This is a genomic window from Paenibacillus sp. FSL H8-0168 (assembly GCF_038592955.1).
Lineage (GTDB): Bacteria > Bacillota > Bacilli > Paenibacillales > Paenibacillaceae > Paenibacillus > Paenibacillus polymyxa_B.
Genome location: NZ_CP151948.1, coordinates 4,085,757 through 4,104,206, shown reverse-complemented (window position 1 = coordinate 4,104,206; position 18,450 = coordinate 4,085,757). Strand labels below are relative to the sequence as shown.

General features: G+C 44.9%; 16 protein-coding genes. All 16 read left to right on the top strand.

Translation table 11 applies throughout. The features are described 5' to 3' along the window. Positions 1 to 69: 69 nt before the first annotated feature. The 16 genes from MHI21_RS18085 to MHI21_RS18010 all read left to right on the top strand — a co-directional run bounded on the left by MHI21_RS18085 (position 70) and on the right by MHI21_RS18010 (position 18,394). A complete protein-coding gene (locus tag MHI21_RS18085; protein WP_342418662.1) occupies positions 70 to 3,744 on the top strand; it encodes a nitrate reductase subunit alpha in 3,675 nt (1,224 codons plus the stop codon). Then, a complete protein-coding gene (gene narH, locus MHI21_RS18080) occupies positions 3,734 to 5,311 on the top strand; it encodes a nitrate reductase subunit beta (protein WP_028542275.1) in 1,578 nt (525 codons plus the stop codon). The genes MHI21_RS18085 and narH overlap by 11 nt, the downstream gene beginning before the upstream one ends. Continuing rightward, complete coding sequence (gene narJ, locus MHI21_RS18075; protein WP_028542276.1) at positions 5,304 to 5,870, top strand: nitrate reductase molybdenum cofactor assembly chaperone; 567 nt, start codon at positions 5,304 to 5,306, stop codon at positions 5,868 to 5,870. Before narH ends, narJ begins: the two co-directional genes overlap by 8 nt. Beyond that, a complete protein-coding gene (gene narI / locus MHI21_RS18070) occupies positions 5,870 to 6,553 on the top strand; it encodes a respiratory nitrate reductase subunit gamma (protein WP_342420223.1) in 684 nt (227 codons plus the stop codon). The genes narJ and narI overlap by 1 nt, the downstream gene beginning before the upstream one ends. A 45-nt stretch (positions 6,554 to 6,598) precedes the next feature. Beyond that, a complete protein-coding gene (locus MHI21_RS18065; RefSeq protein WP_341163505.1) occupies positions 6,599 to 7,051 on the top strand; it encodes a GAF domain-containing protein in 453 nt (150 codons plus the stop codon). Position 7,052: 1 nt separating this feature from the next. After that, positions 7,053 to 8,117, top strand: a complete 1,065-nt coding sequence (locus tag MHI21_RS18060; protein WP_341163506.1) for an ATP-binding protein — start codon at positions 7,053 to 7,055, stop codon at positions 8,115 to 8,117. A 7-nt stretch (positions 8,118 to 8,124) separates the two neighbouring features. Next, positions 8,125 to 8,772 carry a response regulator transcription factor gene (locus MHI21_RS18055; protein WP_165178753.1) on the top strand — a complete coding sequence of 216 codons (648 nt, stop codon included), beginning with the start codon at positions 8,125 to 8,127 and terminating at the stop codon, positions 8,770 to 8,772. A 22-nt stretch (positions 8,773 to 8,794) separates the two neighbouring features. Continuing rightward, positions 8,795 to 9,325, top strand: a complete 531-nt coding sequence (locus MHI21_RS18050; RefSeq protein WP_342418661.1) for a hemerythrin domain-containing protein — start codon at positions 8,795 to 8,797, stop codon at positions 9,323 to 9,325. Positions 9,326 to 9,490: 165 nt separating this feature from the next. Then, positions 9,491 to 10,645 carry a nitrate/nitrite transporter gene (locus MHI21_RS18045; RefSeq protein WP_342418660.1) on the top strand — a complete coding sequence of 385 codons (1,155 nt, stop codon included), beginning with the start codon at positions 9,491 to 9,493 and terminating at the stop codon, positions 10,643 to 10,645. Then, a complete protein-coding gene (locus MHI21_RS18040) occupies positions 10,638 to 11,657 on the top strand; it encodes a ThiF family adenylyltransferase (RefSeq protein ID WP_341163509.1) in 1,020 nt (339 codons plus the stop codon). The genes MHI21_RS18045 and MHI21_RS18040 overlap by 8 nt, the downstream gene beginning before the upstream one ends. A gap of 85 nt (positions 11,658 to 11,742) precedes the next feature. Further along, positions 11,743 to 12,186 (top strand): molybdenum cofactor biosynthesis protein MoaE, encoded by a 444-nt coding sequence (locus tag MHI21_RS18035; protein WP_250260781.1) that lies wholly within the window; start codon positions 11,743 to 11,745, stop codon positions 12,184 to 12,186. Then, a complete protein-coding gene (locus MHI21_RS18030; RefSeq protein WP_069290094.1) occupies positions 12,179 to 12,412 on the top strand; it encodes a MoaD/ThiS family protein in 234 nt (77 codons plus the stop codon). The genes MHI21_RS18035 and MHI21_RS18030 overlap by 8 nt, the downstream gene beginning before the upstream one ends. 37 nt (positions 12,413 to 12,449) lie before the next feature. After that, entirely contained in the window at positions 12,450 to 13,466 is a 1,017-nt protein-coding gene (gene moaA / locus MHI21_RS18025) for a GTP 3',8-cyclase MoaA (RefSeq protein ID WP_342418659.1), read from the top strand. A 585-nt stretch (positions 13,467 to 14,051) separates the two neighbouring features. Then, positions 14,052 to 14,885, top strand: a complete 834-nt coding sequence (locus MHI21_RS18020; protein WP_342418658.1) for a PRD domain-containing protein — start codon at positions 14,052 to 14,054, stop codon at positions 14,883 to 14,885. Between the two features lie 106 nt (positions 14,886 to 14,991). Continuing rightward, the gene (locus MHI21_RS18015; protein ID WP_342418657.1) at positions 14,992 to 16,905 is read left to right on the top strand and encodes a beta-glucoside-specific PTS transporter subunit IIABC; all 1,914 of its coding nucleotides are present in this window, start codon (positions 14,992 to 14,994) and stop codon (positions 16,903 to 16,905) included. Between the two features lie 31 nt (positions 16,906 to 16,936). Continuing rightward, positions 16,937 to 18,394, top strand: a complete 1,458-nt coding sequence (locus tag MHI21_RS18010; RefSeq protein WP_342418656.1) for a 6-phospho-beta-glucosidase — start codon at positions 16,937 to 16,939, stop codon at positions 18,392 to 18,394. Positions 18,395 to 18,450: the final 56 nt, after the last annotated feature.

Below are 18,450 nucleotides of genomic sequence, written 5' to 3'. Positions count from 1 at the left end.
TAAGCGAATGAGTCTTCCCTTGGAACTTGCGTTGGGATGATTCTTTCTAAAAAGGAGTGTTGGTCATCGATGAAAAAGAAATACAACCTCAACTTTTTTAAACCGATCGAAAGCTATTCGGGAAATTGGTCAATCCTTGAGGAAAAAAATAGAGAATGGGAAAACGTGTATCGTCAGCGTTGGTCTCACGACAAAGTGGTTCGGACGACTCACGGAGTGAACTGCACCGGTTCCTGTAGTTGGAAGGTTTTTGTCAAAAACGGCATCATTACCTGGGAAAATCAACAGATCGATTATCCTTCCTGCGGTGTAGATATGCCAGAATTTGAACCGCGGGGATGCCCGCGTGGGGCTACATTTTCCTGGTATGAATACAGTCCATTACGCGTGAAATATCCCTATATGCGCGGTAAGCTGTTGCGGCTTTGGCAGGCGGCCATCCAGGAGCATGCCAATCCGGTGGAAGCATGGGCAAGCATTGTGGAAGATCCGGAGAAAGCCAAGCTCTACAAATCAGCTCGCGGAAAAGGCGGTCATGTCCGTGTCACTTGGGACGATGTCCTGCGTCTGATCTCGGCACAACTCATCTATACCATTCGTAAATACGGTCCTGACCGGATCGCGGGCTTTACGCCAATCCCGGCGATGTCAATGATAAGCTACGCTTCAGGAGCTCGATTCATTTCGCTACTGGGTGGGCAGATGTTGAGTTTTTATGACTGGTATGCCGATCTTCCTCCTTCATCTCCTCAAATTTGGGGTGAGCAGACGGATGTACCGGAATCTTCTGATTGGTACAATGCGGGTTACCTGATTATGTGGGGATCGAACGTACCGCTTACCCGGACGCCAGACGCTCATTTTATGACGGAAGTACGATATAAGGGAACAAAAGTCGTATCAGTGGCTCCCGACTTGGCGGAGAATGTGAAGTTCGCTGACAACTGGCTTGCACCACATCCGGGTACAGATGCTGCCGTAGCCCAGGCTATGACGCATGTTATTTTGGATGAGTTTTACAAAGAGCGCCAAGAACCGATGTTCATTAACTATGCCAAACAATATACGGATATGCCGTTTATGATTCTGCTTGATCCACACGAGGGAGCCTGGAAAGGTGGACGTTTTCTACGGGCGAGTGACCTGGGGGATGCTTCGCCGCATGCGGACTGGAAGCCGGTCATATATGACGAAGCGGCGGGGGAAATGCTGGTCCCGAACGGTACGATGGGACAGCGCTGGGAGCAGGATAAGAAATGGAACCTGATTCTGGAACGGGAAGATGGAACAAAGGTTGAGCCCGCGCTCACTGTGGAAGGTCATGGCGAGCAATGGGAAGAAATCGTATTCCCTTACTTTGATAACGCTGGTAATGGAACGTTCAAACGTGTAATTCCGGCCAAAAAAGTACGCTTGGCAGATGGCTCGGAACGTTACGTAGCAACTGTGTACGATTTGATGATGAGCCAGTATGGTGTCGCACGCAATGACAGCCCTCATAACGCCAAAAATTATTACGACGAAGCTTCGCATTATACCCCTGCCTGGCAGGAGAAGATCACAGGTGTGAAGGCGTCTGTTGTGGTACAGATTGCTCGGGAATTTGCCCAAAATGCTATCGATACTAAAGGTCGCTCCATGATTATTATGGGTGCGGGTATCAACCACTGGTTCAATAGTGACACGATCTATCGGTCCATCTTGAATCTTGTCGTGTTGACTGCTTCCCAAGGTGTAAACGGTGGAGGCTGGGCGCATTATGTGGGTCAAGAAAAGCTCCGCCCAATCGAAGGCTGGTCAACGATTGCTTTTGCAAAAGACTGGCAAGGGGCGGCTCGGCAGCAAAATGCTACATCGTTTTTCTACTTTGCAACAGAGCAGTGGCGTTACGAAGAAAGTGGAACAGACACCTTGAAGTCACCGATTGGCGGGGATGTCAGTTACAGACATCCAGCAGACTACAACGTGCTCGCAGCACGTCTGGGTTGGCTGCCTTCTTATCCACAGTTTAATAAAAACAGTCTGCTGTTCGCCGAAGAGGCTGCACAATTAGGCAAGAAGTCCAACGAGGACATCATCAATCATTCTGTGGAAGAGATTAAATCACGTAAGACACGCTTCGCTGTAGAAGATCCTGGGGCAGCCGAGAACTTCCCGCGCTCACTCTTTGTTTGGCGGTCAAATCTGATTTCCAGTTCGGCGAAGGGACAAGAGTATTTTATGAAACATTTACTCGGAGCATCTGATGCCCTGCTTGCCCGGCCGAACGAAGAACAGAAACCTGAGGAAATCGTCTGGAGAGAAGATGTAGAAGGAAAGCTTGATTTGATGGTTGCACTTGATTTTCGGATGACAACAACTCCATTGTACGCGGACATCGTGCTTCCGGCGGCAACCTGGTACGAAAAAACAGACTTGTCGTCAACAGACATGCATCCTTTCGTACACCCATTTAACCCGGCTGTTAACCCTCTGTGGGAATCCCGCGCGGACTGGGATATTTACCGCCAGCTTTCCGAAGTCTTTTCGGATATGGCAAAAGAGTACCTGCCAGGAACATATAAAGACCTTGTGACTGCGCCGCTCGCACACGATAGTATAGGCGAAATTTCACAGCCGATGGGTCTTGTAAAGGATTGGACGAAGGGCGAGATTGAAGCGACTCCGGGTAAAACCATGCCGAATTTCAGCATCATCGAACGCGATTATACTAAAATTCACGATAAATTTATCTCACTCGGTCCTAATTTGACTACTGGGAAAGCAGGTGCGCATGGCGTCAGCTTCTCCGTAGCGGACGAATATGAGGAAATGAAAAAGTTGAACGGAGTTTATTACGATGAGTCCATTAAAGATGGGCTGCCCAAAATCCAGACAGCTCGCCAAGTGGCCAATGCAATTCTTCACCTTTCATCCGCGACTAATGGACGGGTGTCGCAAAAGGCTTATGAGCAGGCAGAAGAGCTTCACGGTGTGGAACTCAAAGACATCTCGGCCGATCGGGCAGCGGAAAGGATCACTTTCCAAAGTATCACGGCACAGCCACGGGAAGTTATACCGACACCAGTATTCACTGGATCGAACAAGAAGGGACGCCGCTATTCACCATTTACAACGAATATTGAACGTCTCGTTCCGTTTCGTACTTTGACGGGAAGACAGCATTTCTATATTGATCATGAGATTTTCCAACAATTTGGGGAATCATTGCCGATCTACAAACCGACGCTGCCGCCGATGGTGTTCGGCCCTCGCGACCGGGAAATAAAAGGCGGGCAAGATTCACTTGTGCTTCGTTATCTGACACCGCACGGTAAATGGAATATTCACTCCACCTATCAGGACAACCAGCACATGCTGACACTGTTTCGCGGAGGTCCTACGGTGTGGATCAACAACGAAGACGCAGAGGCACACGATCTGGCCGACAATGATTGGGTAGAGGTATACAACCGTAACGGCGTCGTAACCGCCCGGACTGTTGTCAGCCACCGGATGCCAAGAGGAACGATGTTCATGTACCATGCTCAGGATAAGCACATTCAAGTGCCAGGCTCCGAAATCACGGATACACGCGGCGGTAGTCATAACGCACCGACAAGAATTCATCTCAAACCAACCCAGATGGTCGGTGGATATGCTCAGCTTAGTTATGGATTCAACTATTATGGTCCGATCGGCAACCAGCGTGATGTGTACGTTGCGGTACGTAAAATGAAGGAGGTTAACTGGCTTGAAGATTAAAGCTCAAATTGCCATGGTCATGAACCTGGATAAATGTATTGGCTGTCATACGTGCAGCGTGACATGTAAAACAACCTGGACGAACCGCAAAGGTGCGGAATATATGTGGTTTAACAATGTGGAAACCAAACCCGGTATCGGTTATCCGAAGCGCTGGGAAGACCAGGAATTATATAAAGGGGGCTGGCAGCTCCGCAAAGGGAAACTGGAACTGAAGTCAGGCAACAAGCTGTCCAAGATAGCACTGGGTAAGATTTTTTACAATCCAGACATGCCGGAAATGAAAGATTATTATGAGCCCTGGACTTACAATTACGAGCAACTGACCAACGCTGGCGAACAGAAGCATTCACCTGTGGCACGCGCGCATTCTGCGGTAACAGGTGAAAAAATGGATTTGGAGTGGGGCCCAAACTGGGAAGATGACCTGGCGGGTGCGCATGTAACCGGTCCGCTTGATCCAAATATTCAGAAAATCGAAGAAGAGATTAAATTTAACTTTGAGAAGTCGTTCATGGTATATCTACCACGGCTTTGCGAACATTGCCTAAATCCAAGCTGTGTCGCGTCATGCCCTTCGGGCGCCATGTACAAACGAGACGAGGACGGAATCGTGCTCGTGGATCAGGAAGCCTGCCGTGGCTGGCGGTATTGCATGACGGGCTGCCCATACAAAAAAGTGTACTTTAACTGGCAGACGAACAAAGCAGAAAAATGTACCTTCTGTTTCCCACGTGTGGAAGCTGGCCTGCCGACAGTCTGCTCCGAGACATGTACAGGACGAATTCGATACCTCGGCGTTATGCTGTATGACGCGGATCGAGTGCTTGAGGCCGCTTCTACGCAGGATGAGAAAGAACTTTATAAAGCGCAGTGCGACCTGTTCATGGATCCAAGTGATCCGGCAGTGATTGCTCAAGCGAGAAAAGACGGTATCTCGGAGGACTGGATTGAAGCAGCCCAGAACTCGCCGGTCTACAAGCTTGCCATTGAGCACAAGCTGGCATTCCCGCTTCATCCGGAATACCGCACATTACCTATGGTCTGGTATGTGCCACCACTTAGTCCGATCATGAATTACTTTGAAGGGAAAGACTCGATTGAGAATCCCGATATGATCTTTCCGGCTATCGAAGAGATGCGCACCCCCATTCAGTATCTTGCCAATATGCTGACGGCGGGCGACACGCAAACCGTGAAGGAATCCTTGCAGCGAATGGCTATGATGCGCTCCTATATGCGTGCCCAGTCCACAGGACAATCTTTCGATGAAAGCCGTCTTGAGCGCATCGGCATGACACCGCGGCAGACTGAGCAGATGTATCGACTTCTGGCGATTGCCAAGTATGAGGATCGTTTCGTCATTCCGACATCGCATAAAGAAGGATACTCGAATCCGTATCGGGCTCAAGGATCTGCTGGTTACGGCGATACCATGGGAAACATGGGTTCTGGCTCTGGATGTGACGGCTGTAGTATGGCAAGTTCGATGGGGATGGAAGAGCCCTTGAAAACGGGCAAAGAAATGTATGAAGAAAACTTCTACGGGGGTATTTGGCGTGATTAATGTAGCGAAGTTGTATGAATGCAAGCCATCATTCGGGTTTTTCGCTCAGCAACTCATGTACCCGGAAAAGCTGGATTTTCATCCGGCTTTTCTGGAAACATCGTTTGATCCGAACCATCCGGCATATACGTATGCGAACACCTACTGGTCCCTTATGCAAGAGTTCAGTATGGAAGAGATTCAGGAAATGTATACGGAAACCTTTGATTTTCAAAAGAATTGTGCACTATATATGACTTACTTTAAATTCGAAGATGCAAAAGAACGGGGACAAATGTTGGTCAAGTTAAAGGTGCTATACGAGATGTATGGTCTTGAAATGCCAGATGGAGAGCTGCCAGATTACCTGCCGCTCATGTGTGAATTTCTGTATGCCGCCGAATGGTCGCAAGATCCGAAGACGACAGAAAACTTCCGCATGCCAATCGCGATCTTGGAAGACGGCACATATCATTTGCTTAAAGCGTTGGAAAAAATGGAAAGCCCGTATTTTCATTTGGTGAAGGGACTGCGTGAAACGCTTAAAGTTTGCGTAGAACAGGAGGCAGCCGCGCAATGATGATGCTAGAGCAGTTTTTATGGGTTATTTTCCCTTATATGTGCGTGGTGGTCTTTATTGTAGGGCATATTTTCCGCTATAGAAACGACCAGTTCAATTGGACAGCAAAATCAAGTGAGTTTATTGAAAAAAAACAATTGATGATCGGAAGTCTCTTATTCCACCTGGGTATTATCCCAGTTATTATGGGTCATGTATCCGGTTTGGGCATACCAAAAACCTGGATGCATGCACTGGGTGTAAACGATCATCTGTATCATATTGGAGCAGTTTATGTTGGTGGAATATTTGGAGCGATGACATTCCTCGGTATGTTGATTCTTACCTCTCGTCGTTTTACAATGCGCAATGTGCGCCGTTTAAGTACAGCGTCTGATTTGATTGTAAACGTATTGCTTTTGGCCATTGTATGCATGGGGATGTTCGCGACTCTCGTAACGAATGCGGTACAGTCGGAATTCGATTATCGGGAGACGATCTCGATCTGGTTCCGCGGTTTATTCATATTCCGTGTTGACCCGACTCTGATGAGAGACGTACCGATGTCTTTCAGGCTTCATATACTTATGGGCTTTGCGATTTTTGCATTCTGGCCGTTTACCCGGCTTGTACATGTGTGGAGTGTTCCGTTGAATTATGTGCGCAGAAGTTATATCCTTTACAGAAGACATAAATCGAATTAGGAAAGCGGGCTCTGCCTTCTTTCCTAATTCTATTAGGAGAGAGCGATGAATAATAGGATGGATTATCAAAGGGAGCTTGAGCGAATACGCGAACATTTCGGTTATGATTTCATGGCGCTTGCTCTGGTTGAACCGGCCGAATATCAATACGTAATTAAATGGAAAAATGCAGCCGGTAATTTAAATGATCGCTTTAAGCGGATTGTGCTGCAATCCGGTAAGGGCATAGCAGGAATCGTGTTTAAAACCGGTAAATCCGTTTTCATTCCATCTGTTTATCAATATGTGGGGGCAGACAACCTGTTTAACTATCCGATCGTTCAATCCGAGAAACTTAAGAGTCTCGGGGCTGTTCCCCTATGGAATGATGCTCGTGTCGCGGGTGTACTGCTTGGTGGATTTCGGGAAGAACAGCTGATGACCGAAGCCATGATGCGTGATTTGGAAGCCTTGGCGCATAAGGGAATTGGAGAGTTGAACGGGAAGGAAGTGATGTGAATTGACATTGTCTGTAGGGACTGGCTCTTTGAGTGCGCTAATGGTGAAGTTGTTTGAGAACAGTACGGAAGCCATTTTCTTTTTTGATAGACAAGGGAATACCCTAGCCATGAACCCGGCAGCTGAGGAGATTGTGGGCGATGACGTCCTCATTCAACTCTATGAAGGGAAGGAAAGAGCCTTATGTGGAACATGCAGGGGCTATACAAGCGAAACGGAGCCCCGTACCTGCCTTGACTGTTATTTCAATATGCCAGAATCCAAGGACTTTGCTTCTTTTCAGGTGTATCTGGAAACGAAGAGCAACCGAATGGTTCCCTATGCCGCTTCTTTTCACACCATTGATTCTGAACATGGAACACGGGTGTTGATGTTGAGAGACTTGACTCCGCAATTTCAGACGCAGGAAAAATTGTATCAAAACAAAATGATGAAGCATGTCATTGAAGCGCAGGAAAATGAGCGTAAACGGCTTTCCAGGGAACTGCACGACAGTGTCGCCCAGGAATTGATGAGCGCGGTTGTTGAACTGCGGGTATTAAAATACATGACGAATGATGAACAGCTCATCAAAAACATGAAGCAGACCGAAGCATCCATGACGCGATTGCTGGATGATATCCGCAACCTGTCTGTGGAACTTCGCCCCGCCACACTTGATGATTTTGGGCTTGAAGCGGCATTTCGTTCCCACTTTAAGAGGGTTGAACAAAGCTTTGGTCTTGTCGTTGAATTTGTGTCGGATCTTTCCCAAAAACGATATGGAAGTGAAAAGGAAACGGTCATTTACCGTGTCTGCCAGGAGGCTGTTCTCAATGCCTTGAAGTATGCCCAGGTAGACATGGTTAAAGTTTCTTTGACTGAGCACGATCATACGCTTCGTTTGACTGTAGAGGACGATGGAGTTGGCTTTGAAAAGGGGAGCCAGCCTATTGGAACGGGATTAGGTTTATATGGCATGCAGGAGCGAGCAGAGCTGGTAGGCGGAAGTTTTGGCGTCCTTTCAAATGTTGGTCAGGGAACCAAAGTCTTTTTACAAATTCCGATTGGCCAAGAGGAGGAATAGAGACTTGATCAAAATTGTGTTAGCGGACGACCATGCTATTGTACGAAGTGGATTTTCCATGATTTTGAACTTCCAATCGGATATGGAGGTTGTCGGAACGGCTGCGGATGGCATTGAAGCGTATGCGATGGTAGCTAAATATCGTCCGGATATTCTAATCATGGACCTCAGCATGCCCCCAGGCGAAAGTGGATTGATCGCCACAGGTAAGATTAAAGAGGACCACCCTGATACTAAAATTCTGATTCTGACCATGCATGACGATGAAGAATATCTTTTTCATATTTTAAAGAATGGTGCTTCAGGATACGTTTTGAAAAATGCTCCAGATGAGGAGCTATTGCTTGCTATACGAACCATTCATGGGGGTGGGACTTATATCCATCCTAAAATGGCTACTTCTCTCGTTCGTGAGTTCATCAAAAAAGATACGACGTCACAATCAGAAGATCCTTATGAGATCCTGTCCAAGCGGGAACTGGAGATTCTGCCTCTGGTCGCAAAAGGTTACGGTAACAAGGAAGTTGCGGAAAAGCTGTTCATCTCTGTCAAGACGGTGGAAGCGAACAAAGCGAAAATCATGGAGAAATTGAATTTAAGAAGCCGGCCTGAACTGGTCCAATATGCATTAAAGAAAAAAATGCTGGATTTTTAGCCGATGAATGGAGGAAATCCGCGTGCTGGAAAATGAGAAACTGCGCTTTTCCAAACCTGCCATGCGTATTCTTGAAAATGAGCATCGCTATCTAACCTATCTGATGGATGAATGGCATGCCATTGTATTGTGGTTTGATCAGCACAGAATACTAGATTTGGAAGAAGGCCGCAAGCAACTGGAAAAACTGAGAACGCAGATTATCGATTTTAGGGTACCCCTCAAGAAACATACCGAAAAGGAAGAAGAACACTTCTTTTCTATGCTAGGAACCTACATTGGTTTTGAGCAGGGACCGCTCGTCGGTATACAGGAGGAGCACCGTGAAATAGAGGGCTATATCGATCATTTTCTTTATCAAACGGAGGGCGATCTGAGTTTGCTTACGCTTGATGAGATTCAGGAGGCGACCAAGAACGCGGGAGAGGCGTTCGAAGTCCTGACTGTACATTTTATAAAAGAAGAAACCGTACTTTTTCCTATGGCAGAGCAACAGATCAATCGGAATGATCTGACCAAGTTATGTGACAAATTAAATACGCTTATCTCTTGAATTGACCAAGCCGCTTCCTATAGAAGCGGCTTTTTATATTTTCAGGGAGTCCCCTGTCAGGTAAAGGGGAGTCCCCTATATTCGAATGGATCGGCTAGCGGCTACAATGGGGACAGAAAATTCAAATAATAATTCGACAGAAAAAACGTTGAAAAGGTGAGTTAAATGATTAGAAAAATGCAGTTGCCGCTACAAACATTGAACTTGATTCTTGGATTCATGGTATGGGTTATCATTTCTTCGCTTATGCCGTTCATTACGGAGGATATTGCTATTCCACCCGGAAAATTGGCCATGGTCACGGCGATTCCGGTTGTACTGGGATCGGTTCTGCGCATTCCGCTTGGTTATTATGCCAACATCTTCGGAGCAAGAATCGTTTTTCTCGTTAGCTTTATTTTGCTTTTGTTTCCCGTCTACTATATCAGTGAAGCTTCTACGATGATGGATTTAATTATCGGTGGCTTGTTCCTTGGGATTGGGGGAGCTGTGTTCTCGGTTGGGGTGACTTCGCTGCCGAAGTATTATCCAAAGGAAAAGCATGGGTTTGTAAATGGGATGTATGGCATAGGAAATTTGGGAACAGCCGTCACTACCTTCTCGGCCCCTATTGTGGCTACTCAAATTGGCTGGGCCCCTACAGTGAAGTTGTATCTCATTCTGCTGCTAGTTTTTATCGTTTTGAATTTCTTCTTAGGGGACCGTCATGAAGCTAAAGTGAAGACGCCCATTATGGAGCAGATTAAAGGCGTTTACAAAAATGAGAAGCTTTGGTTTTTCTCGCTCTTTTATTTTATTACATTTGGCTCATTTGTAGCGTTCACGGTGTACTTGCCGAATTTCCTGGTATCAAATTTTGAACTGACCAAAGTGGATGCAGGGATGCGTACAGCAGGCTTCATAGCGATTGCCACTTTCTTCCGCCCCATCGGTGGCTGGCTGGCGGATCGGTTTCAGCCCCTGTTCCTGCTGGTAGGCACGTTCTCTGTTTATACGGTCGCTGCGATTCTTTTGGCTTTTTCACCAGGGATTACCCTTTATACAGTAGGCTGCTTGGCGATCGCTGTATGTGCTGGAATGGGGAACGGCGTTATTTTCAAGCTAGTTCCATTTTATTTTAATAAACAGGCAGGCATAGTTAACGGAATTGTATCCATGATGGGCGGCCTCGGTGGCTTTTTCCCTCCGATCTTGTTGTCGACGATTCATGCCGCTACTGGCCAATATTCCATTGGATTCATGCTACTCTCTCAAGTGGCGCTGGCTAGCCTGATCCTCGTTATATGGCTGTATTATCAAGGGACACAATCTAATGAATGAACGTTATTCCAGACAGATCTTATTTAGACCTATTGGTGGCGAAGGGCAGCGTAATTTATCCGCTGCTGTCGTCACCATTATCGGTTGCGGGGCACTGGGTTCCGCCATTGCCGAAACACTGGTAAGAGCGGGCGTTGGGGAGCTTCATCTTGTTGACAGGGATTATGTGGAGATATCGAATCTGCAACGTCAGCAGTTGTTTACGGAGCAGGACGCCGCGGAAATGCAACCTAAGGTCATGGCAGCTGAAAAAAGGTTGAAAGCCATACGAGAAGACGTGAGGTTGCACACATATCTCGATAACTTGGATGCCGAGCTTGTTCAAGAACTTGCCAGCAAAAGTATATTGCTAATGGATGCTACGGACAATTTCGAAACTCGTCTGCTTATCAACGATGCTGCACTGAAGGCAGGAATTCCATGGATTTATGGAGCCTGTGTTGGAAGCACAGGCGTTGTTTTTCCATTCGTGCCGGGCGAGTCTGCTTGTTTACGCTGCCTTCTGCCATCGTTGCCTGCGATCAATCAGACCTGCGATACGGCTGGAATCATCTCGCCTGCAGTCCAGGTGACAGCTGCCCTCCAATGTGCAGAAGCCATGAAGTGGCTGAGCGACAGACGTGATAAGATACGCCACAAGGTTCATCTATTTGATCTATGGGAGAACACGCAGATGGACATAGGGATTTCCCGCATCCGTAACCAAGAATGTCCAACCTGTGGAGAGCATCCTACGTTTCCTGCACTGACAGCATCACGTCGCTCGGCGTATGCGGCTCTGTGCGGACGGAACGTGGTACAGGTTCTTCCAGACCCACATCGTCTAATCACGCTTGATGATGCAGAGAAAATGGGCAGGCTTATAGCAGATCGTGTAAAAAGAACCCCTTATTTCGTTGAATTTTATGCTTTTAAGCATCGAATGATTTTATTCAAAAACGGAAGGCTTCTCATACACGGTGTACGGAGTGTTGCCAACGGTCAAAAACTATATCATCAGCTGTTCGGTTAAATGAGATGTAGATACAAAAAGCAGAAACATTTAAAAGAGTCTGTCACCAGAGAGTGGTTTGTCCGGTGGCTGGAAGGTGGAAAAGATGAGTGTATTTGAAATCGTAACGGAGCCCATTATCCCGCAGGCTTATGCGGATTATGTCCTAAGGCCGGAAGCAGGAGCGGTGACTATTTTTACAGGGCACGTACGAGAATGGACTCAAGGCGTACGGACCTTATACCTTGCTTATGAGGCCTATGTCCCTATGGCTCAAAAAAAACTCGCAGAGATTGGTCGCGAAATCGAACAGAAATGGGAAGGAACGCGAGTGGCGATCGCGCACCGCATTGGCGAGCTTCAAATCGGTGATATCGCCGTTGTCATTGCCGTTTCTTCACCTCACCGTTCGGATGCGTATGAGGCAAATGAATACGCGATCGAACGAATTAAAGAAATAGTTCCTATTTGGAAACGAGAGATTTGGGAAGATGGAACGCAGTGGGTCGGAGGTCAAAAGAAAAAGCCGGGGGAGATCAGTCATGATTAAGCTGTACTACTTTGCGGGACTCCGTGAGGTGACGGGAAAAACAGAAGAATTGGCAGATTTGGCGGGCCAAACGGTAGGCGATTTATCCAATTGGATAACAGATCAATATCCAGATATGCCAATCCAGTCTGTGCGAATTGCGATAAACGAAGAGTATGCGTTGTCTACGGATGTATTACAGGATGGAGACATTGCAGCCTTCATTCCCCCAGTCAGCGGCGGCTAATGATAACGATGTTAAACAACTAGAAAGGAGGGGGCGTATGAATTTTCATCCACTGAAAGACAAGTTGCAGCGGCCCATTCGTGATTTGCGTATATCGGTTACAGACCGCTGCAATTTCCGCTGTTCCTATTGCATGCCTAAAGAAATTTTCGGTGACGACTACGCCTTTCTTCCCCAAAATGAATGTCTGTCGTTTGAAGAGATTCACCGGCTGACGAAGCTCTTTGTATCCCTGGGTGTAAAAAAGATCCGACTCACGGGCGGCGAACCATTAATGCGCAGGAATCTACCCGACCTGGTCTCCCAAATCCTGTCCATTGACGGAGTGGAAGATGTCGGCTTGACCACCAACGGTGTGCTGCTAGGGCAGCAGGCTAAGCCTCTCTATGACGCGGGGCTACGACGGCTTAATATCAGTCTGGACGCTCTGGACCCCGAGCTATTTGGGCGGTTGAATGGGCGGGGGATTAAGCCTGATGTTATTTTGAAGCAGATCGAATATGCAAGAGAAATCGGCTTTGAAATCAAGGTCAATATGGTAGTTCAAAAAGGCGTTAATGACTCGGAGATTTTGCCAATGGCCGCTTATTTTAAAGAGCAGGGAATAACCCTTCGCTTTATCGAGTTTATGGATGTAGGTAATGACAACGGATGGAGCTTCAACAAGGTACTAACCAAAAAAGAAATCGTTGAACGACTTAAGAATGCGTACGAGCTAGAGCCGATGGATCGGGATTACTTTGGAGAAGTGGCAAAGCGTTACCGTTATAAAGACAGCAACGCACAGATTGGTTTTATTACTTCGGTTTCTGAATCGTTTTGTCCGTCTTGTACACGTGCCCGCTTATCGTGCGATGGAAAGTTTTATACATGTTTGTTTGCTTCAGGCGGATTTGATCTACGTCAGATGCTTCGTAATGGAGCGAATGACCAGGAACTACTCGATGTGATTACTTCAGTATGGGAACAACGCACAGATCGGTATTCCGATGAACGTACGGAGCAGACAGCCAACAACAAAAAAAAGATTAACATGTCCTACATTGGCGGCTGACATTTTATACCATGAGAATGTGCTGTATTTAATGTGGTTGCCTCGAAAAAGAAAGCGCAAACATTTTTGTTGGCAAAACTTAAATTCGATGTTATTATGATCTTGGGATTGTTACTGAAAAGGCAAAACCCGAGGCATGGAATTCAATTTCCATGTGTTGGGTTTTGCCTTTTCTTTTTAGAATACAAGCTTTACGATATCCTGCATGATATGAATATCTGGCCAGCCATAACGCAGAAAGGTGAGTGATATAAAGCCTTACAAGTGCTGAACAACAAAGATGATGACGTCGACCAACGAATCGACATCCGAAAAATGATGTCATAGGACGTGGTTAACCGACTATATTCATTTTCAAAACGGAATATCAGATCGGTTTGGAAGCACTCAAGATCATTCAGGGAAAACGTAAGGCTTTGTCTCTCATTATGAATGCGTTTTCATAACACGAAATTGTAAATCAATACATTTGCATTTGATTTACGACGAAGGTTTGATCGGCTATTACCGTCTTGTGACCTATCTGAAATTTCGCCCAGCATCTAAATCCTTTTTTAAATTTGATGGGATAAGGGGGGCAGTTAGATGATCATAACGAAAATATTTAATAACAACGCCATAATAGCCAAAGATCAAAAAAGAGATGAATTTGTTGTTATGGGTCGTGGTATTGCATTCAAAAAGAGTGCAGGCGAACAAGTAGAAGAGCATCTAATTGAAAAGGTCTTTGTGCTTAAACATAAAGATGCTTCAGAGAAATTCAAGTTATTGTTAGAGGATGTTCCATCAGAATATGTTTCGTTATGCTATGACATCATTGAATATGGAAAAAGCATATTAGAAGCACAATTGAGCGATTATATATATGTTTCGCTTACGGATCACATGAACAATGCATTTAAAATGTTTGATGAAGGGTTTAAAAATGCAAATCCGTTAATTTGGGAGATCAAAAAATTTTATCCCAAAGAATTTGCGGTTGGCTTAAAAGCACTGGAGTTTATTGAAGAAGAAACAGACAAACGATTGTCAGAAGATGAAGCAGGTAATATTGCTCTTCATTTAATCAACGCTCAAGTAAACAGCTCCTACAACAAGGTAGCAGACGTTGCTCAGCAAACTCAAAAAATACACGACATCTTGAATATTATTAAATACTCTTATAATACCACCATAGATGAACACTCGATCAGTTATGAGCGATTTATTACACATTTAAGATTCTTCTTTCAGCGATTAAATAAAAAAGAAAAAGCAGAACTGGAAGACGATTTTTTGTGGAGGCAAGTGAAAACAAAGTACAAAAAGGCTTATGGCTGCATGCTGAAGATTGAGAAATACTTGGATATGGTATTGTCAGATGAGGAAAAGCTGTATATAACGATTCATATTCAGCGTGTGACCCAAAGACAAAATTGAATAACTCTTGGATTGTTACTGGTAATGCAGGCGAAACCAACCTAGATCGAATTTGATCTATTTGGTTTCGCTTTTTTTTATAAATACAAATAAAGGGGAAGTTACAATGAAGTATGAGACATTAGCAAAAGACATCATCAGAAATGTCGGCGGCAAAGAAAATGTGAATAGTCTAACTCATTGTATTACACGCTTGCGCTTCAAACTAAAAGATGAAAGTAAAGCCAATACAGAGGTTTTGAAAAATATGGATGGTGTTGTCACTGTGGTAAAGAGTGGCGGGCAATACCAGGTTGTTATAGGTAACCATGTACCTGAGGTTTATGCTGATGTTACTGCTGTAGGCGGTTTTCAGACAGGAGATTCAGAAGAAGCATCAGGTGAAAAAATGAGTTTGTTCAATAGATTCATTGATACCATTTCAGGTGTATTTACACCCACGCTGGGTGTCTTAAGTGCCACAGGTATGATTAAGGGCTTCACCGCCTTATTTGTAGCTTTGGGCTGGCTGGCCACTACATCGGGTACCTATCAAATTCTCAATGCTTTAGGTGATTGTTTGTTTTACTTCTTTCCTATTTTCCTGGGGTATACGTCAGCTAAAAAATTCAATGCCAACATTTTTATAGGTATGGCTATAGGTGCATCGCTTGTATATCCGACATTTAGCACGATAACAGCTTCGGGCAAACCGCTATACACTCTATTTAGCGGTACTATATTTGAGTCACCGGTATATATCACCTTCTTAGGTATTCCGGTCATTCTGATGAGTTATGCGTCAACCGTTCTTCCGATTATCATATCCACCTATGTAGGCTCAAAAATAGAAAACTTCTTTAAAAAGGTAATCCCTAGCGTCGTGAGAACATTTTTGGTTCCGTTTTTCACATTGTTAGTTATTGTACCCTTAGCGTTGATTGCGATTGGACCTCTCTCGACTTGGGCAGGTCAACTGCTTGGTGCTGGAACCCTCTTTGTGTATAACTTAAGTCCGATTATTGAAGGTATGCTCATGGGCGCTTTCTGGCAAGTGTTTGTTATCTTTGGATTACACTGGGGACTTGTTCCTATCGCTATGAACAATTTAGCAGTGCTTAAATTCGATCCGATTCTTGCGGCTACACTGGGAGCTTCCTTTGCTCAGACAGGCGTCGTACTGGCGATTTTGTTTAAAACCAAAAATGTAAAACTGAGATCACTTTCCATTCCAGCTGTCATCTCCGGGATTTTTGGTGTGACAGAACCAGCAATTTACGGGATTACATTACCACGTAAGAAACCATTTATTTTAAGCTGTATAGCATCCGCAGTAGGCGGCGGTATTATAGGAATGATGGGAACTAAAGGCTACATTATTGGTGGATTGGGTATTTTCGCTATCCCGAGCTATATCAGTCCGGCAGGAATAGACAACGGATTTTATGGGGCTGTTATCGGTATCCTGGTAAGCTTTGTATTAGGTTTCTTGCTTATGTTCTTTGGCGGATTTAAAGATGATGAAGTGAAAGAAGCAAAAAAGGAAGACAGTACACCAGGAGCGGCAAGAGGAGAAGTTTTAGTAAAACAAGAGACGGTGATGAGTCCATTAAAAGGTGAAGTGAAGTCTTTATCTGAAGTAACAGATGAAGCCTTTTCAACAGGTGCTCTGGGTAAAGGGATTGCCATTGAACCTTCTGAAGGTAAGGTCGTTTCACCTGTAGATGGTGTATTAACATCATTATTTTCGTCAGGTCATGCGATTGGAATTACAAGTGACCACGGTGTTGAGGTCCTCATCCATGTAGGCAAAGATACGGTCAAATTAAAAGGCAAACATTTTTATCCTAAAGTGAAACAGGGAGATGCTGTTAAAAAAGGCCAGCTGCTTATGGAGTTTGATATGGAAGCTATAAAAGAGGCTGGTTATGTTTTGACCACACCTGTTATCGTTGCCAATACTACGAATTACCTGGATGTCATTGAAACAGAGAAGAAGGCGATTGAGTATCAAGAGGATTTATTGACCGTCGTAGTCTGATCTTAATTAAACGTTGAGGAGGAGTTAAACAATGAAAAATACAACTAAATTGGAATTTCCACAAGGATTTTTATGGGGAGGTGCAACGGCTGCCAACCAATTTGAAGGTGGATATAATGAAGAAGGTAAAGGCTTAAGCACTGCGGATGTGATCACGGCTGGAACGCATACGACTTCCCGAAGAATTACACCAATACTGGAAGAAGGAGTGAACTATCCGAGTCACGAAGCTATTGATTTTTTCCACCGCTATCAAGAGGATATCCGCTTATTTGCGGAAATGGGATTCAAGGTCTTTAGAATGTCCATTGCGTGGTCAAGAATATTTCCTAACGGAGATGATGCAGAGCCGAATGAGCAAGGCTTGCAGTTCTATGATCGTGTATTCGCAGAATTGAAAAAGTATAATATTGAGCCTTTGGTTACAATCTCACATTATGAAGCACCGTTTCATTTGACCCAAAAATATAATGGTTGGTCAGATCGCAGAGTCGTAGATTTTTATGTGAGATATTGTGAAGTGCTTTTTAATAGATACAAAGATGTCGTAAAATACTGGTTAACTTTTAATGAAATCAATATTTTAACCTTGTCATTTGGCGCGTTCATGGCTGGAGCTATGATGCCGGAGGGGAATGGAGAGCTTGCCCATGCTACAGTGAAGGATGAGCAGGTTCTGTATCAGGCGTTGCATCATCAATTTATTGCCAGTGCAAAGGCTGTAAAGCTGGGTCATGAAATCAACAAGGACTTTAAAATCGGTTGTATGATTGCATATATGTGTTCCTACCCACTTACATGTCATCCTGATGATATTCTACTGGCTCAACAAAAGGATAACTTAAGTAATTTCCTATGCTCAGATGTTCAAGTAAGAGGAGCTTATCCGGGATTTGCCAAACGCTATTTTAGAGATCATAATATTCAGATCAAAATACAAGAAGAGGATGAGGACATCTTAAAAGAAGGCTGCGTAGATTTCTATACCTTCAGCTATTATTCCTCTACTTGTGTCAGTGCCGATCCTAACCAGGAGAAGGTGGGAGGGAATTTATCTATGGGCTTAAAGAATCCTCATTTGAAAGCAAGTGCCTGGGATTGGCAGATCGATCCACAGGGATTGAGATGGTCCCTCAATAATATTTATAACCGATATGAAATCCCGTTAATGGTTGTTGAAAATGGCCTTGGCGCCGTAGATACCGTGGAAGAAGACGGCTCCATTCACGATGATTATCGAATTGATTATCTGAAGCAACACATTGAGCAAATGAAAGAAGCGATTGCTGATGGAGTAGACCTAATAGGGTATACGCCTTGGGGATGTATTGATCTGGTAAGCGCGGGAACCGGTGAAATGAAAAAGCGTTATGGGTTTATATACGTCGATAAGGATAATGAAGGCAATGGGACACTTGCCAGATCCAGAAAGAAGAGCTTTTATTGGTATAAGAATGTAATCGAAACCAATGGAGAGCAGTTAGATTAAATCTTAGTGCCTGTTTCATAAAAGTCATACCGTCAGCGCGTGCCAATGTTCAATCG

What these genes read in the sequence shown, in the direction of transcription:
- MHI21_RS18085 (WP_342418662.1), top strand. Translation starts at nt 70, where the DNA reads ATGAAAAAGAAATACAACCTCAACTTTTTTAAACCGATCGAAAGCTAT.
- narI (WP_342420223.1), top strand. Translation starts at nt 5,870, where the DNA reads ATGATGCTAGAGCAGTTTTTATGGGTTATTTTCCCTTATATGTGCGTG.
- MHI21_RS18065 (WP_341163505.1), top strand. Translation starts at nt 6,599, where the DNA reads ATGAATAATAGGATGGATTATCAAAGGGAGCTTGAGCGAATACGCGAA.
- MHI21_RS18045 (WP_342418660.1), top strand. Translation starts at nt 9,491, where the DNA reads ATGATTAGAAAAATGCAGTTGCCGCTACAAACATTGAACTTGATTCTT.
- MHI21_RS18040 (WP_341163509.1), top strand. Translation starts at nt 10,638, where the DNA reads ATGAATGAACGTTATTCCAGACAGATCTTATTTAGACCTATTGGTGGC.
- MHI21_RS18035 (WP_250260781.1), top strand. Translation starts at nt 11,743, where the DNA reads ATGAGTGTATTTGAAATCGTAACGGAGCCCATTATCCCGCAGGCTTAT.
- MHI21_RS18030 (WP_069290094.1), top strand. Translation starts at nt 12,179, where the DNA reads ATGATTAAGCTGTACTACTTTGCGGGACTCCGTGAGGTGACGGGAAAA.
- moaA (WP_342418659.1), top strand. Translation starts at nt 12,450, where the DNA reads ATGAATTTTCATCCACTGAAAGACAAGTTGCAGCGGCCCATTCGTGAT.
- MHI21_RS18020 (WP_342418658.1), top strand. Translation starts at nt 14,052, where the DNA reads ATGATCATAACGAAAATATTTAATAACAACGCCATAATAGCCAAAGAT.
- MHI21_RS18015 (WP_342418657.1), top strand. Translation starts at nt 14,992, where the DNA reads ATGAAGTATGAGACATTAGCAAAAGACATCATCAGAAATGTCGGCGGC.
- MHI21_RS18010 (WP_342418656.1), top strand. Translation starts at nt 16,937, where the DNA reads ATGAAAAATACAACTAAATTGGAATTTCCACAAGGATTTTTATGGGGA.